The organism is Sulfitobacter sp. JL08 (assembly GCF_003352045.1).
Classification (GTDB): domain Bacteria; phylum Pseudomonadota; class Alphaproteobacteria; order Rhodobacterales; family Rhodobacteraceae; genus JL08.
This window is the reverse complement of sequence record NZ_CP025815.1, coordinates 3,736,347-3,749,655: the sequence shown is the minus strand read 5'-3', so window position 1 is coordinate 3,749,655 and position 13,309 is coordinate 3,736,347. Positions and strand designations below refer to the sequence as shown.

Here is a 13,309-nt window from a genome sequence, read left to right as displayed (position 1 = left end):
TCCAATCGACCGAACGGCATAAACCGTGCACAGTTTCCACCTGAAACAGATGGAAAGCCGCAATGGTACAAACCCGAAAGATCATTTTCCTGCGCGAACTGATTACCGCCGATTTGCTGGGACAGCCTTGCGCGCCAGTTACGCGGGTTGCGGCGATTGCCGTTTTTCGCAATCCACTTGCCGGCCGTCGCCGGGATGATCTGTCGGAACTGTTCGAGATTGGCGCAGAACTGGGCCAGACCCTTGCGCAGGACGCGGTTGCGCAGCTTGCCAAAGCACCGGTGTCTTATGGCAAGGCGGCGATCGTTGGCGTCAACGGTGATATGGAGCATGGCGGCGCTGTCATTCACCCGCGATTGGGTGCCCCGATGCGTGGCGCTGCGGGTGGGGGTGCAGCGGTTATTCCGTCGAATGTCAAGATCGGCGGGCCGGGCACCTCAATCGATTTGCCCTTGGGTCACAAGGATAATCCGTGGTCTTTCGATCACTTCGATACCATTACGCTGTGCGTGCCCGATGGCCCCGGACCGGACGAAATCGCGATGGTTCTGGCCTATGCCGATGGGGGCCGCCCCATCCCGCGCTGTGGCAGTGGGCCGGTTCAGCCCTGAGGCGCGGCAAGACGGGCTGTCAGAATGCGCAGTGCGGCAGCACCAAAAGCCATTGCAAACACGGCCTCGAACCCGCGCCGCATCCGCTGGTAACAGGCGATCATCGGGGCGCTGGAAAAAATCACAGCATAGGCGTGAAACACGATCATGCTTTGCGTTCCAACAGCAAGGATGACGATCACCAACCCCGATGGTGGCGTATCCGGCGGCAGGCCAATGGCATATAGCGCCCCGAAGAACAGGATTGCCTTTGGGTTCGTCAGGTGCAGCGCCAATCCTTTGGAATAGGCGCGACGCGGCGACAGAACGAGAGCAGGCGTTTTCAACTGCGCCCCCTGCAAGGCAGAGCGCGCGGATTTATAGGCGAGGAACAGCAAGTACCCCGCCCCGGCGTAGCGGATGATTTCGAATGCCCAGGCATTGGCAAGCATCACGGCCGCCAATCCGAACGCCGCCGAAACAGACCAGACAAATGATCCGGTGGTCACGCCCGACGCAAGGGCCAGCCCGGCGCGCCGCCCCGATGTCATGGATGTGCCGGCAATCGCCAATGTTGCCGGACCCGGACTGGCCCCCGCCAAAAGCGCGGCAATCAGGATCAGGGGCAGATTCAGTTCAATCATTGCCGGCGCTCCTTGCAGTGTGCGCATTCATCTGGCGCAACCACATTTGTGCGCAACGGCGACTTGCCGATGGGTTTCTTGACAGACCCGTCAGGTTTTCTGGCCGATCTTTGGTTCTGTTCCGGCCTTGATCCGCTTGATGTTGTCCTTGTGACGGACAATCACCAAAACTGTCAGAATGACGCCCAGCAGCAGCGCGCCGGCATGTCCCATGAACACCATGAAAAAAGTGGACGAAGACGCAGCCACCAGCGCGCCCATCGATGACATGCGCGACAGACCTGCGCCTGCCGCCCATGCGGCGCAACAGGCCAGCCCGACAGGCCAGGCCAGCGCCAGAATGATGCCCAGAAACGTAGCAACGCCCTTGCCGCCGCGAAAGCCCAGCCAGACCGGATAACAATGCCCCAGAAAGGCGGCAAGTGCCGCGATCTGGGCCGCGTCTTCGCCGGCAAACATACGGGCCAGAACAACGGCGACCGCGCCCTTTGCGCCATCCAGCAGCAGTGTCAGAAACGCCGCCAGTTTGTTGCCTGTGCGCAATACATTGGTTGCCCCGATGTTGCCCGACCCGATATCGCGCAGGTTCCCCAGCCCCATCAGACGTGCCAACACCATGCCGAACGGAATAGACCCCAGCCCGTATCCGATCAGAGCCCAGAGAAGCAAACCGGCGACAGAAGTTTCAAACAAGGGCATTAATGCTGTCTTTCAAATACAGGCTGGCCTGCAACATAGGTTGCGATAACCTTACCCTGCATGCGCTGTCCGTCAAACGGTGTGTTTTTCGATTTCGATTTCAGGGTGGTGCGATCCATCATAAATGGCGCATCCGGGTCAAACAACACCAGATCGGCGGGAGCACCTGCCTGCAACCGGCCACCGGGCAAGCCAAGCCGTTTTGCGGGATTCAGCGACATGGCCCTGAAAAGCGCGGGCAAATCCAACTGCCCTGCATGATAAAGGCGCATGGCGGCCGGCAGCAGGGTTTCCAGGGCCACGGCACCGCTTGCGGCCTCTTCAAAGGGCAGGCGTTTGCTTTCTTCGTCCTGCGGCGTGTGCATCGAACTGATCGTATCGATCAGGCCGCTGCGGACAGCTTCGATAACCGCCAGCCGATCGTCTTCCGCACGCAGCGGCGGTTTGACCTTGAAGAAGGTGCGGTAATCGGCCACGTCGAATTCATTCAGCGTCAGATGATGGATCGACACGCCTGCCGTGATGTCTAGACCATTGCGTTTCGCCCGCTCAAGCGCTGGCAGGGCCCGTGCCGTTGTGATCTGGTCGGCGTGATAGCGCGCGCCTGTCATTTCGATCAGCGCTATGTCACGGTCCAGCCCCATCCGCTCGGCCATGGGCGATACCGCCGGAAGACCCCGCAAGGATGCAAATTTGCCAGAGGTGACAGCCGCGCCCTGTGACAGGACCGGTTCCTGCACATGGGCAATCACAAGCGCGCCCAAGGATCGGGCATAGGTCAGCGCGCGGCTGAATACCTTGGTGTCGGTGACCACGTGGTCGCAATCAGTAAACGCAACAGCCCCGGCATCCATAAGAAACCCGATTTCCGTCATTTCGCGTCCCTGCCTGCCTTTGGTCAGCGCGGCCATGGGCACGACATTGACAGGCGCGGCTTGGTTCGCGCGGCGGGTCACAAATTCAAGAATTTCAGGGCTGTCGATGCTCGGATCGGTATCGGGGCGCGTGACCATCGTGGTCACGCCGCCCGCCGCCGCAGCAAGCCCGGCAGAGCGATAGGATTCCTTGTGCCGTTCCCCCGGTTCGCACACCTTGACGCCGATATCGACAATACCCGGCGCCAGGCATTTACCGGAACAGTCGATACGTGTTCCTTCCACCGTTTTCGGGAGGGCATCATAGGATACAGCGCTAATTTGGCCGTTTTCTGTCCGTACCCAGCCAATGTCATCTGTTCCGGTTTCCGGATCGATCAGGCGGGCATTGGTAAAGACGGTTGCATCGGTCATTGCGCGCCCACCCAAATCATCAGCCCGACGACAGCAAAGGCCACAATCAGCGCCAGCATCGCAATCCGCCCGGACATGGCGGCATCTGACACTTTGCTTCTTTGCGGCGTTACACCAGATGATGCCTTTGCCGATTGATCGGGCAGATCATCAAACCGGATGTCGGGTTGTGGTTCCTGCAAGGTCGCGACCAACCGCAGGGGCGGCTTGGGCTCCAGTTCAGTTTCCACGCCACCAAAGGCAGGTGACCAGACCAGAACCACCAGCCCTTTCAGGGCCTCAAGCGCGGCCCGGACCTTTTCAATATCTTCCGGCGCAATGGCGTAGCCTTCGGCAAGGTATCCGGCAACGCCGATATCGGCCAGATCCGCGACCGGAAAAATCTCGACATGCCGGGGCTGGATATCTGCAACGCCCAACGCATCACGCAGGGGCCATAAATCGCGGCCTTCGTCGGTGTTTCGGGTCGTGAATTCGGCTTGCGCGGAATCATCCAGATCTATTGCAAAGATCCGGACCACACCGCGTTCGTTTTTCGGGATATGGATGCGCATCACATTGCCCCCGTCTGATGTTGGGCACGATGGCTTTGCATCAGCAGATCCATCACGGCCATGCGCACGGCCACGCCCATTTCCACCTGTTCCTGAATGACCGAACGGTTGATGTCGTCGGCCAGGGTTCCATCGATTTCCACGCCTCTGTTCATCGGGCCGGGGTGCATGACGATGGCATCGGATTTGGCATGGCCCAGCTTTTCCGCATCCAGCCCGAAGCGGTGGTAATATTCACGCTCTGACGGGATAAACCCGCCATCCATGCGCTCTTTCTGAAGGCGCAGCATCATCACGACGTCTACATCCTGAAGGCCGCGGTTCATATCGTCGAACACTTCGACACCAAAATCGGCAATTCCTGCCGGCATCAGTGTCGGCGGACCGATCAGGCGCACGCGGTTTTCCATCTTGCCCAGCAGCATGATGTTGGAACGCGCCACGCGAGAATGGGCAATATCGCCGCAAATCGCTATCGACAGGCGGTGCAACCGGCCTTTGGCCCGCCGGATCGTCAGCGCGTCAAGCAAGGCCTGTGTCGGATGTTCGTGACGCCCGTCGCCCGCGTTCAGAACCGCGCAGTTGACCTTTTGCGCCAAAAGATCGACAGCGCCGGAATGCGGATGGCGCACCACCAGAAGATCAGGATGCATGGCGTTCAGTGTCATCGCCGTATCAATCAGGGTTTCGCCCTTTTTGATCGACGAAGCCTGCATTGCCATGCTCATCACATCGGCGCCCAGCCGTTTTCCCGCCAGTTCAAAGCTGGCCTGGGTGCGGGTGGAGTTTTCAAAGAACATGTTGATCTGGGTCAGGCCGGCCAGAACGTCAGAGTGTTTTGCCGTCTGGCGGTTCAGCGCCACATAATCATCTGCCAGATCAAGAATGGTCGTGATGTCGTCAGGTCTGAGTTGTTCGATACCCAGAAGGTGACGGTGGGCAAATGTCATGGACCGCTCCGGCAGCAATTTTCAGCCTTATAAGGATGCGGTCGTGCCCGGGCAAGAGACGGATGCGCGGAACTGAAAGACCGGGTTTCCGTATTTGGTGCAAAAAGAAGTTGGGCGTTTTCACCGGATCGCAGGCAGGATAGCGTAGGGCGCATGGAATCAATGGATTTTCACACGGCCAAAGCGCTGCTGGACTGGCAGATTGATTTGGGCGCGACCGAGGCGATTGGCGACGTTCCGGTCAACCGCTATGAAGTTCAGCTTGCGCCGGTCAAACAGGCGGCAGCCCCTGCACCTGCTTCCGCAATGGCCGCGGCAGTGGATCCGGTTGCAGAGGCCGAACAGGCCGCGCGAAACGCCGGATCACTGGAAGCCCTGCAGGCGGCGCTGGCGGCGTTCGAGCATTGTGAATTGAAGCTGGGTGCGCGCAATCTGGTCTTTTCTGACGGCGTGCCCGCCGCGCGGGTGATGATCATCGGCGAGGCTCCGGGGCGGGACGAAGACAGGGAAGGCCGGCCGTTTGTAGGACGCGCAGGCCAGTTGCTTGACCGGATGCTGGCCGCGATCGCAATGTCGCGGGATGCGGCGCGAAATCCGGTCTACATCACCAATGTTCTGCCCTGGCGTCCGCCGCAGAACCGTGATCCGGCACCCGACGAGATAGCGATGATGCGTCCGTTTCTGGAGCGTCATGTGGCGCTGGCCGATCCCGATGTTCTGGTTCTTATGGGCAATATCAGCTGTCAGGCTGTACTGGGCAAACGGGGTATCACGCGGCTGCGCGGGCAGTGGCAGAGTGCTTTTGGAAAACCGGTTCTGCCAATGTTCCACCCGGCCTATCTTTTGCGCAATCCGGCGGCCAAGGCGCAGGCGTGGGCCGATCTTTTGGCGCTGAAGTCGAAACTGAACGATGGTTGATCTGCTGACACTTCTTGCCTTTGTGCCTGCCGCGCTTGCGCTGAACCTCACTCCGGGGGCAGACATGATGTTTTGTCTGGGGCAGGGTGTCCGATCCGGCGCGTCATCGGCGGTTGCGGCCAGTGCGGGCATTTCCGCGGGTTCCATGGTGCATGTCTCGCTTGCAGGTGTCGGATTGGGTGCGGCTGTCGCGGCAGTGCCCTGGCTTTTTGATGTGATCCGGTGGGTCGGTGTGGCCTATCTGTTGTGGCTGGCACTGGGTGCGATCCGCGGCGGGTTCGGCAATGGGCCGCGTTTGTCCGCGCCTGTCAAAAATGCGTTTCGCGCAGGCTTCATCGTTAACCTGACAAACCCAAAGGTCATCCTGTTCGTGCTGGCCTTTGTTCCGCAATTCGTGGATCCGGATCATGGATCGGTGCTGGGACAGTTTCTGGTGTTCGGATCGGTTCTGGCGATTGGCGGCTTTCTGATCAATGCCGGCGTCGGTGTCTTTGCCGGACAGGTGCGCCGGTATCTGACCGGATCGTCAGGGTTTGAGCGTGCACTTGCGTGGATCAGTGGCGGGATTTTCGCCGTGCTTGCAGTGCGGCTTGCGGTTTTTGAAAGGGGTTAGGCTATGTCCAGAATTGATGAAAGCATGGAATTTGTTCCGGTCCGGATCGCCGTTCTGACCGTGTCTGACAGCCGCAGTCTGGATGAGGATAAATCAGGCAAGGTGCTGGTCGACCGGATCAGCGAGGCGGGGCATATTCTGGCGGACCGCAAGATCGTTCAGGACGAACGGGCGCTTATTTCGGATCAGTTGCGGGCCTGGATCGCGGATGCCTCGGTAGATGTGGTTTTGACAACGGGCGGTACAGGGCTGACCGGTCGGGATGTTACGGTCGAGGCGCACCGGGATGTTTACGAAAAGGAAATCGAGGCGTTCGGAACCGTGTTTACGATTGTTTCGATGCAGAAAATCGGCACATCCGCTGTGCAATCACGGGCGACTGGCGGGGTCGCTGGTGGCACATATCTGTTCGCCCTGCCAGGAAGCCCGGGCGCGTGCAAGGATGCCTGGGACGAAATTTTGCGGCTACAGCTGGATTACCGGCACCGGCCCTGCAATTTTGTTGAGATTATGCCGCGTTTGGACGAGCATAAGCGACGGAAATAAAACAATTCTCCGTTAACACTCTTGTGGCTTGGCATTTCGTGCCACTTCTTTAGTTTAAGAGTGTCGGCCCGCAAGGGTCCAACAAAGGATAAGTTATGCGGTTTCTCAGGCAAAGCCTGACGGGATTGTTTCTGGCAGCAGCGACGCTGGCCTTGTTAATGTATGCTGGTCAGATGATCGGATCGGCCATTCAGGTCCGTTTGTCAGACACTCCGGTTATCGAGGCGCCGCGCGAACGGGTGTTTGCAGTCAACGTTCTGACAGCAACGGCGCAAACCCTGACGCCTGTTCTGACCGCTTTTGGCGAAGTTCAGAGCCGCCGGACGCTTGAAATACGGGCGGCGACGGGGGGGCGTATCGTCGAACTGGCGGATGCGTTTCAGGAAGGCGGCGATGTCAAGGCCGGCCAGTCACTGATATGGATCGATCCTGCGGATGCACAATCTGCGCTGGATCGCATTACCAGCGACTTGCGTGATGCCGAGGCAGAAGTGCGCGATGCAGCGCGCGGGCTTGATCTGGCGCGTGACGACAAAACTGCCGCCGAGGCGCAAGCCATATTGCGCGATCGCGCCCTGCAGCGACAGATCGATCTTCAGGAACGCGGTGTTGGTACGGCCGCCGCCGTCGAGATTGCAGAACTTGCAGCGTCTTCGGCGCGGCAGGCTGTCGTTTCGCGCCGACAGGCCGTGGCGCAGGCCGAAGCACGGGTTGATCAGGCGGCGACCCGTCTGTCGCGCGCCGGTATAGCGCTGGCCGAGGCAGAAAGACGGTTGGATGATACAGTTGTCGTGGCTGAGTTTGACGGCACGCTGGCAGATGTCAGCGTGGTGCGTGGCGGTCTGGTTGCCGCCAATGAAAAACTTGCCAGTCTGGTTGACGGAAAGGCACTTGAGGTGTCTTTTCGGGTATCGACATCGCAGTACAGCCGTTTGCTGGACGAAAGCGGTGAGCTGCTGCTTGCACCGGTCACGGTCACTTTGGATGTGGCCAGCATAGATTTGACCGCTCGGGCCCATATCGAGCGTGACAGTGCCGTTGCGGGAAACGGGCAGACTGGTCGTCTTATCTTTGCAAGGCTGGATGAGGCCCCCGGTTTCAAACCGGGTGATTTCGTGACGGTTTCGGTGCAGGAGCCAGCTTTGGACAATGTGTATCTGTTGCCATCCTCGGCTGTGAATGCAGCAAGCAACGTGCTGGTTCTTGTCGGGGAAGACCGGCTTGAATCCCTGCCTGTGGTGGTTCTGCGCCGTCAGGGGGATGATGTGATCGTACGCGCCGAAGAACTTGAAGGGCGCGAGGTTGTCGAGTCGCGCTCGCCCTTGCTGGGTGCCGGCATTGCCGTGCGGCCCCTTCGCGGAGATGAGGGCCGCGCGATAGAAGAACAGGCGATGCTGGAACTGAGTGCAGAGCGCCGCGCGAAACTGGTGGCGTTTGTGCAGGCAAGCACACAAATGCCCGCCGAAGCCAAGGCGCGCATTCTGGCGCAACTGGAAAAGTCGCAAGTGCCGCAACAAATGGTCGAACGGATCGAAAGCCGTATGGGAGGGTAGGCCATGGTCCGGGACATCCCTCATGCGGCTGGCGGATTGCTGTCTTACTTTACGCGTCATCCCACAGCCGCCAATCTGTTGCTTGTGGTTTTGCTTGTCGCGGGTCTTGCATCGTTTCCCAATATGCGGGCGCAGTTTTTTCCCGACGTGATCCTCGACAACGTCACCGTGTCGGTGGAGTGGGAAGGTGCGGGCGCCGAAGATGTAGATGCAGCGATAGTGCAGGTGCTTGAACCTGTTTTACTTGCCGTTGAAGGGGTCGAAAGTTCGAATTCAAACTCGCGCGAGGGGCGGGGCAGCATTACGCTTGATTTTGATCCGGGCTGGGACATGTCGCGCGCCGCGGATGACGTGCAAACCGCCGTTGATACGGTCACGACCCTGCCCGAAGACGCCGAAGACCCCAGCGTAAGACGGGGCGCATGGCGCGACAGGGTAACAGACGTGGTGATCACGGGGCCGATCGGGCCGGATCAACTGGGCCGTTTCGCGGATGAATTCGTAACGCGCCTTTTTGCCGAAGGCGTTACCCGCACCTCAATCCGCGGTGTGGCAGCGCCCCAAACCGTTGTCGAGGTGCCGTCTGCGAAGCTTATCGGGTACGATATCTCGATGGCAGAGGTCGCCGCTGCGATTGCCGCAGAGGTTGATGCTGATCCGGCAGGGGATGTCGCAGGTGCGAATGCGCGGGTGCGCACCGGTGTTGAAAAGCGCAGCGCCGAGCAGATTTCAGGCATTGTCCTGCGTTCGAACCCGGATGGGTCCAAGCTGACGATCGGGGATATCGCGACGGTTCGGGTTGAAGGAGTAGACCGGAATCGTAGCTATTTCGTGGGGGATAACCCGGCGGTGTCCATCCGCATCGACCGGTCCGACAAAGGCGATGCCATCGGCATTCAGGAACAGGTTGAAACCGTAGCGGCGCAAATGCAGGCTGTGTTGCCGGCCGACGTCAAGATCGAGCTGATCCGAACCCGCGCAGAGGCTATCACGGGGCGTCTGGATATCCTGCTGGATAACGGTCTGATGGGTCTTGGGCTTGTGGTGATGCTGCTGTTCCTGTTCCTGAACGCGCGCACCGCATTTTGGGTTGCGGCCGGTATTCCCGTTGCCATGCTGGCTGCGATTGCACTGATGTACCTGGGGGGGCTTACCATCAACATGATCAGTCTGTTCGGGCTGATCATCACGTTGGGCATCGTGGTGGATGATGCAATCGTCGTCGGGGAACACGCAGATTTTCGGGCGCGCAGATATGGCGAACACCCGGTCACTGCAGCAGAAAACGCAGCCCGCCGCATGGCAATGCCGGTTTTTGCGGCAACCCTTACAACCGTCATTGCGTTTTTCGGGCTAGTGGCCATCGGGGGGCGTTTCGGTGATCTGATCCGCGATATTCCACTGACCGTGATTGCGGTTTTGCTGGCGTCACTGGTGGAATGTTTTCTGATCCTGCCGCATCACATGTCGCATGCACTGGCCCATACCGGAGAGCGGCACTGGTACGATTGGCCCAGCCGACAGGTCAACCGCGGCTTTATGTGGTTCCGGTCGCGCATGTTCCGCCCGTTCATGGCTGGCGTGATCTGGGCGCGCTATGCGGTGTTTGCCGGCGTGATTCTGGTTCTGGCCAGTCAGGTATCGCTGTTTATTCGCGGCGATGTGCAGTGGCGTTTTTTCAATGCGCCCGAGCGTGGATCAGTGACCGGCAATTTTGTGATGGCCGAAGGGGCAACCCGTCAGGACACATTGATGATGATGCGCGAAATGCAACGTGCGGTTCAATCCCTGGGCGCCGAATACGAAGAACGCTACGGGCGCAATCCGCTTGATTATGTGATTGCCGAGATTGGCGGCAATGCGGGGCGCGGATTGTCCGGCGTTGAAACCAAGGACAAGGATCTTCTGGGGGGTATTTCGGTTGAATTGATTGATGCCGATTTGCGCCCTTATTCCAGCTTTGCCTTTGTCGGCGAATTGCAGGATGCCGTGCGCCATCACCCACTTGTCGAAACGGTTTCGTTCCGCAGCTGGCGCTCCGGTCCGGGGGGTGATGCGCTGGATGTTCAGTTCTTCGGGGCGGGAACCGACACGCTCAAGGCCGCGTCACAGGATTTGCAGGCGGCGCTGCTGCGCTATCCCGAAGTGTCCGCGGTTCAGGATAATCTGGCCTATGACAAGGAAGAACTGATCCTTGATCTGACGGCGCAAGGGCGGGCACTGGGCTTTACGATTGACACTCTGGGCCGCGTTTTGCGCAACCGTTTGAACGGGATCGAAGCGGCAACGTTTCCGGACGGGCCGCGCAGTGCCGAAATCAGGGTGGAACTGCCCGAAGGAGAGCTGACGGCAGATTTTCTGGAACGCACCCAGTTGCGGACACCAACGGGCGCCTATGTACCGCTGGCAGATATTGTCAGTGTGCAGCAGCGGACCGGATTTTCCACTGTGCGCCGTGAAAACGGTATCAGAATGATTTCGGTCACGGGGGATTTGTCCGAAGATGATCCGGCACGGGCTGAACAGATCATGACCGAACTGGAAGAGGAAATACTGCCCCTGATCGCAAGCGACCGGCAGGTCGAATTCCGGTTTTCTGGCTTGTCGGAACAGGAAGACACGTTCCTGACCGATGCATTGACCGGTCTGATCCTGTGTTTGACGGGCATCTATCTTGTTCTGGCGTGGGTTTTTTCCAGTTGGACGCGTCCGGTTGTGGTGATGATCATTATTCCGTTCGGACTGGTCGGAACCATTTACGGGCATGTGGCGTGGGATGTTCCGCTGAGCATGTTTACAGTTGTGGGCTTGCTGGGCATGACCGGCATTATCATCAACGATTCCATCGTTCTGGTCACAACCGTGGACGAATATGCAAAGGATCGCGGTTTTATACCTTCCATTATCGATGGCGCGGCGGATCGTCTGCGGCCGGTTCTGTTGACCACCCTGACAACGGTATTGGGCCTTGCGCCACTGTTGTACGAACAATCCCAACAGGCCCAGTTTCTGAAACCCACCGTGATTACATTGGTCTATGGACTTGGGTTTGGCATGGTGCTGGTGTTGCTGATTGTCCCATCCCTGCTGGCCATGCAGCAGGATGTGAACCGCCAGATCAGCGCGATGCGGCGTGGCTTGCGTGGATCGGCAGCAGGAATAAAGGCGGCGCTTTTTGTGGCGTGGGGACTGGTTTGTGGCTGGCTGATCGCCACGCTGGGTTGGGCGATTGCATTGGGCACTTTGCCGGCACCGATCCTGTCGGTGTTTCCCGCGTTCCAGTCATGGTCACCGGAAATCGCCGGGTTGGCGCTGTTTCTGATCGGGGCGGCAGTGATTGCGTTGGTCACTTACATCGTGGCGGTCGCAGGATACTTGCTGGCCGCAAGGCGCGCCTAGCCGGGGCTGCAGCCCCTGATATCGACCGAGTGTTTGCCACCCAGTACCGTTATCCGCACATCCGACCGGTCCAATGCAAATGCACTTTGACTGACATGGATCAGATCGCTGTAGGCTGTCAGTTGGTCGCCCGATCTTTCGCTGACGGATTCAGACGCCCAGATTTGCGGATCGCCGGGTTCGATAACCGCAAACTCGGTGCCGCCGGATGACGGCATCGTGATTGTTGCAGACAAGCGAAGACCGCCCTCGATCGGGCTAAGGCTGCATGTGACCGAACGAACGCCGGCCTCGTCCGCGCTATAGGGGCCAGAGGCCATTGCAGCGGCGATCACGGCATCGGGCTGCGTATTTGCGGCCAATGCCCACTGGTCGAATTTCAGGCTGCGCGGAATGCAGATGTCTTTGCAAACGCCCAGTTCGATTTCGCCTTTGATCCGGATATCCTTGCCGGATTTGTCCGGTGTGATGTGAAGCGGGATAACCAGTTCGTCTTTGTATCCGACAGACCGCATGCCGTTTTGATCAAACACCATGGGCGTGGGCCAAGACACCGCCATTGTTCCGATATTGCGCGATCCGTCCCAGAAGAACTGTGGCGGGATGCCCGCATCGCCCGGCGCGCGCCAGTAGGTTTTCCACCCCGGCGCAAGCGACAGGTGCAATGCGGCCATGTGGGTGCCGTTGGATTGCGTCCAACCGGGGCGAACCTCGACCGAAATGACATCGGTATAGGGATCGCCTGCAAATGCAGGGGCTGCGCCCAGACAGGCGGCAATGCACAGAAGGCTGGATGCTGTTCTGGTTCTCATCCTTTCCAGATGGGCCATGTCGATTGAAATGCCAAGTCACGTTCTGGTTAGCGAATGTGTCTGAACCGGCATTGTGATGCTTATCAGGGCAAAGCAACTTGCAGCACAGGCAAGCTCGGGCCATGCTGTGGGTAGCGTCCAAACCGCGGATCGAGGTGCCGAAATTGACAATGCCGCTTGACCTGACAGGTAAATTATTGATCGCAATGCCGGGAATGGGTGATCCGCGGTTCGATCATTCTGTTGTCTACATGTGCGCACACACTGACGAAGGCGCGATGGGTCTGATCATCAACAAACCGGTCAGCGACGTTACGGTGACGGACCTGATGAAACAGCTTGAGGTCGATGTTGAAGACGGTGCGGTAAATATGGGTATGCAGGTGTGCTTTGGAGGTCCGGTCGAACAGGGGCGCGGCTTTGTGCTGCATTCGCCCGATTACCTGTCGCGCATTCAAACGCTTGAGGTTGACGAGAGTTTTTCCATGACGTCGACCATGGATATTCTGGAAGATCTTGCCCGGGGGCAGGGGCCGAAACAGGCGCTGTTGATGCTTGGATATTCCGGATGGGGTGAAGGCCAGCTTGAGAACGAGATTACGCGCAATGGCTGGTTGACCTGTGCGGCAAGCCCGAAGCTGGTGTTCGATGTTCCCGAAAGCGAGAAATGGGAAGCGGCGCTGAAATCAATCGGGGTAGACCCGATCAGCCTGTCCGCAGTTGCCGGCCACGCCTGAGTGAA

Annotated in this window: 13 protein-coding genes; 7 read left to right on the top strand and 6 right to left on the bottom strand. The window is 58.9% G+C overall.

Annotated features, from left to right (window positions below; genetic code table 11):
- The first annotated feature begins 62 nt into the window (after positions 1-62).
- Positions 63-611, top strand: a complete 549-nt coding sequence (locus C1J05_RS18465; protein ID WP_114871537.1) for an amino acid synthesis family protein — start codon at positions 63-65, stop codon at positions 609-611.
- Here C1J05_RS18465 and C1J05_RS18460 read toward each other — a convergent pair.
- From C1J05_RS18460 to C1J05_RS18440, 5 genes are all read right to left on the bottom strand, one after another.
- Positions 602-1,234 (bottom strand): LysE family translocator, encoded by a 633-nt coding sequence (locus C1J05_RS18460; RefSeq protein WP_114872438.1) that lies wholly within the window; start codon positions 1,232-1,234, stop codon positions 602-604. The genes C1J05_RS18465 and C1J05_RS18460 overlap by 10 nt on opposite strands.
- A gap of 90 nt (positions 1,235-1,324) precedes the next feature.
- Positions 1,325-1,933 (bottom strand): glycerol-3-phosphate 1-O-acyltransferase PlsY, encoded by a 609-nt coding sequence (gene plsY / locus C1J05_RS18455; RefSeq protein WP_114871536.1) that lies wholly within the window; start codon positions 1,931-1,933, stop codon positions 1,325-1,327.
- Positions 1,933-3,222, bottom strand: coding sequence for a dihydroorotase (gene pyrC, locus C1J05_RS18450; RefSeq protein ID WP_114871535.1), 1,290 nt, complete (start codon positions 3,220-3,222; stop codon positions 1,933-1,935). Before pyrC ends, plsY begins: the two co-directional genes overlap by 1 nt.
- Positions 3,219-3,776 carry a hypothetical protein gene (locus C1J05_RS18445; protein WP_114871534.1) on the bottom strand — a complete coding sequence of 186 codons (558 nt, stop codon included), beginning with the start codon at positions 3,774-3,776 and terminating at the stop codon, positions 3,219-3,221. The genes pyrC and C1J05_RS18445 overlap by 4 nt, the downstream gene beginning before the upstream one ends.
- A complete protein-coding gene (locus C1J05_RS18440) occupies positions 3,776-4,726 on the bottom strand; it encodes an aspartate carbamoyltransferase catalytic subunit (protein ID WP_114871533.1) in 951 nt (316 codons plus the stop codon). The genes C1J05_RS18445 and C1J05_RS18440 overlap by 1 nt, the downstream gene beginning before the upstream one ends.
- A gap of 153 nt (positions 4,727-4,879) precedes the next feature.
- On the opposite strand from C1J05_RS18440, the gene C1J05_RS18435 reads away from it, so the two are divergent.
- The 5 genes from C1J05_RS18435 (at position 4,880) to C1J05_RS18415 (ending at position 11,755) form a co-directional block, all read left to right on the top strand.
- Complete coding sequence (locus C1J05_RS18435) at positions 4,880-5,644, top strand: uracil-DNA glycosylase (RefSeq protein ID WP_114871532.1); 765 nt, start codon at positions 4,880-4,882, stop codon at positions 5,642-5,644.
- Positions 5,637-6,257, top strand: a complete 621-nt coding sequence (locus tag C1J05_RS18430) for a LysE family translocator (protein ID WP_114871531.1) — start codon at positions 5,637-5,639, stop codon at positions 6,255-6,257. The genes C1J05_RS18435 and C1J05_RS18430 overlap by 8 nt, the downstream gene beginning before the upstream one ends.
- Before the next feature lie 3 nt (positions 6,258-6,260).
- Positions 6,261-6,803 (top strand): molybdenum cofactor biosynthesis protein B, encoded by a 543-nt coding sequence (gene moaB / locus C1J05_RS18425; protein WP_114871530.1) that lies wholly within the window; start codon positions 6,261-6,263, stop codon positions 6,801-6,803.
- 95 nt (positions 6,804-6,898) lie between these two features.
- Positions 6,899-8,356 (top strand): efflux RND transporter periplasmic adaptor subunit, encoded by a 1,458-nt coding sequence (locus C1J05_RS18420; protein ID WP_114871529.1) that lies wholly within the window; start codon positions 6,899-6,901, stop codon positions 8,354-8,356.
- A 3-nt stretch (positions 8,357-8,359) separates the two neighbouring features.
- Positions 8,360-11,755 carry an efflux RND transporter permease subunit gene (locus C1J05_RS18415; protein ID WP_114871528.1) on the top strand — a complete coding sequence of 1,132 codons (3,396 nt, stop codon included), beginning with the start codon at positions 8,360-8,362 and terminating at the stop codon, positions 11,753-11,755.
- Here the strand turns inward: C1J05_RS18415 and C1J05_RS18410 are convergent.
- A complete protein-coding gene (locus C1J05_RS18410; RefSeq protein ID WP_254684646.1) occupies positions 11,752-12,567 on the bottom strand; it encodes a protein-disulfide reductase DsbD domain-containing protein in 816 nt (271 codons plus the stop codon). The genes C1J05_RS18415 and C1J05_RS18410 overlap by 4 nt on opposite strands.
- Before the next feature lie 122 nt (positions 12,568-12,689).
- On the opposite strand from C1J05_RS18410, the gene C1J05_RS18405 reads away from it, so the two are divergent.
- Positions 12,690-13,304, top strand: a complete 615-nt coding sequence (locus C1J05_RS18405; protein WP_254684645.1) for a YqgE/AlgH family protein — start codon at positions 12,690-12,692, stop codon at positions 13,302-13,304.
- The last annotated feature ends 5 nt before the right edge of the window (positions 13,305-13,309 follow it).

Excerpts from the sequence above, each read along its gene's own strand:
- C1J05_RS18430 (WP_114871531.1), top strand. The coding sequence starts at position 5,637 with ATGGTTGATCTGCTGACACTTCTTGCCTTTGTGCCTGCCGCGCTTGCG.
- C1J05_RS18435 (WP_114871532.1), top strand. The coding sequence starts at position 4,880 with ATGGAATCAATGGATTTTCACACGGCCAAAGCGCTGCTGGACTGGCAG.
- C1J05_RS18410 (WP_254684646.1), bottom strand. The coding sequence starts at position 12,567 with ATGAGAACCAGAACAGCATCCAGCCTTCTGTGCATTGCCGCCTGTCTG.
- C1J05_RS18440 (WP_114871533.1), bottom strand. The coding sequence starts at position 4,726 with ATGACATTTGCCCACCGTCACCTTCTGGGTATCGAACAACTCAGACCT.
- C1J05_RS18465 (WP_114871537.1), top strand. The coding sequence starts at position 63 with ATGGTACAAACCCGAAAGATCATTTTCCTGCGCGAACTGATTACCGCC.
- C1J05_RS18420 (WP_114871529.1), top strand. The coding sequence starts at position 6,899 with ATGCGGTTTCTCAGGCAAAGCCTGACGGGATTGTTTCTGGCAGCAGCG.
- C1J05_RS18460 (WP_114872438.1), bottom strand. The coding sequence starts at position 1,234 with ATGATTGAACTGAATCTGCCCCTGATCCTGATTGCCGCGCTTTTGGCG.
- C1J05_RS18445 (WP_114871534.1), bottom strand. The coding sequence starts at position 3,776 with ATGCGCATCCATATCCCGAAAAACGAACGCGGTGTGGTCCGGATCTTT.
- C1J05_RS18405 (WP_254684645.1), top strand. The coding sequence starts at position 12,690 with ATGCTGTGGGTAGCGTCCAAACCGCGGATCGAGGTGCCGAAATTGACA.
- plsY (WP_114871536.1), bottom strand. The coding sequence starts at position 1,933 with ATGCCCTTGTTTGAAACTTCTGTCGCCGGTTTGCTTCTCTGGGCTCTG.
- moaB (WP_114871530.1), top strand. The coding sequence starts at position 6,261 with ATGTCCAGAATTGATGAAAGCATGGAATTTGTTCCGGTCCGGATCGCC.
- C1J05_RS18415 (WP_114871528.1), top strand. The coding sequence starts at position 8,360 with ATGGTCCGGGACATCCCTCATGCGGCTGGCGGATTGCTGTCTTACTTT.
- pyrC (WP_114871535.1), bottom strand. The coding sequence starts at position 3,222 with ATGACCGATGCAACCGTCTTTACCAATGCCCGCCTGATCGATCCGGAA.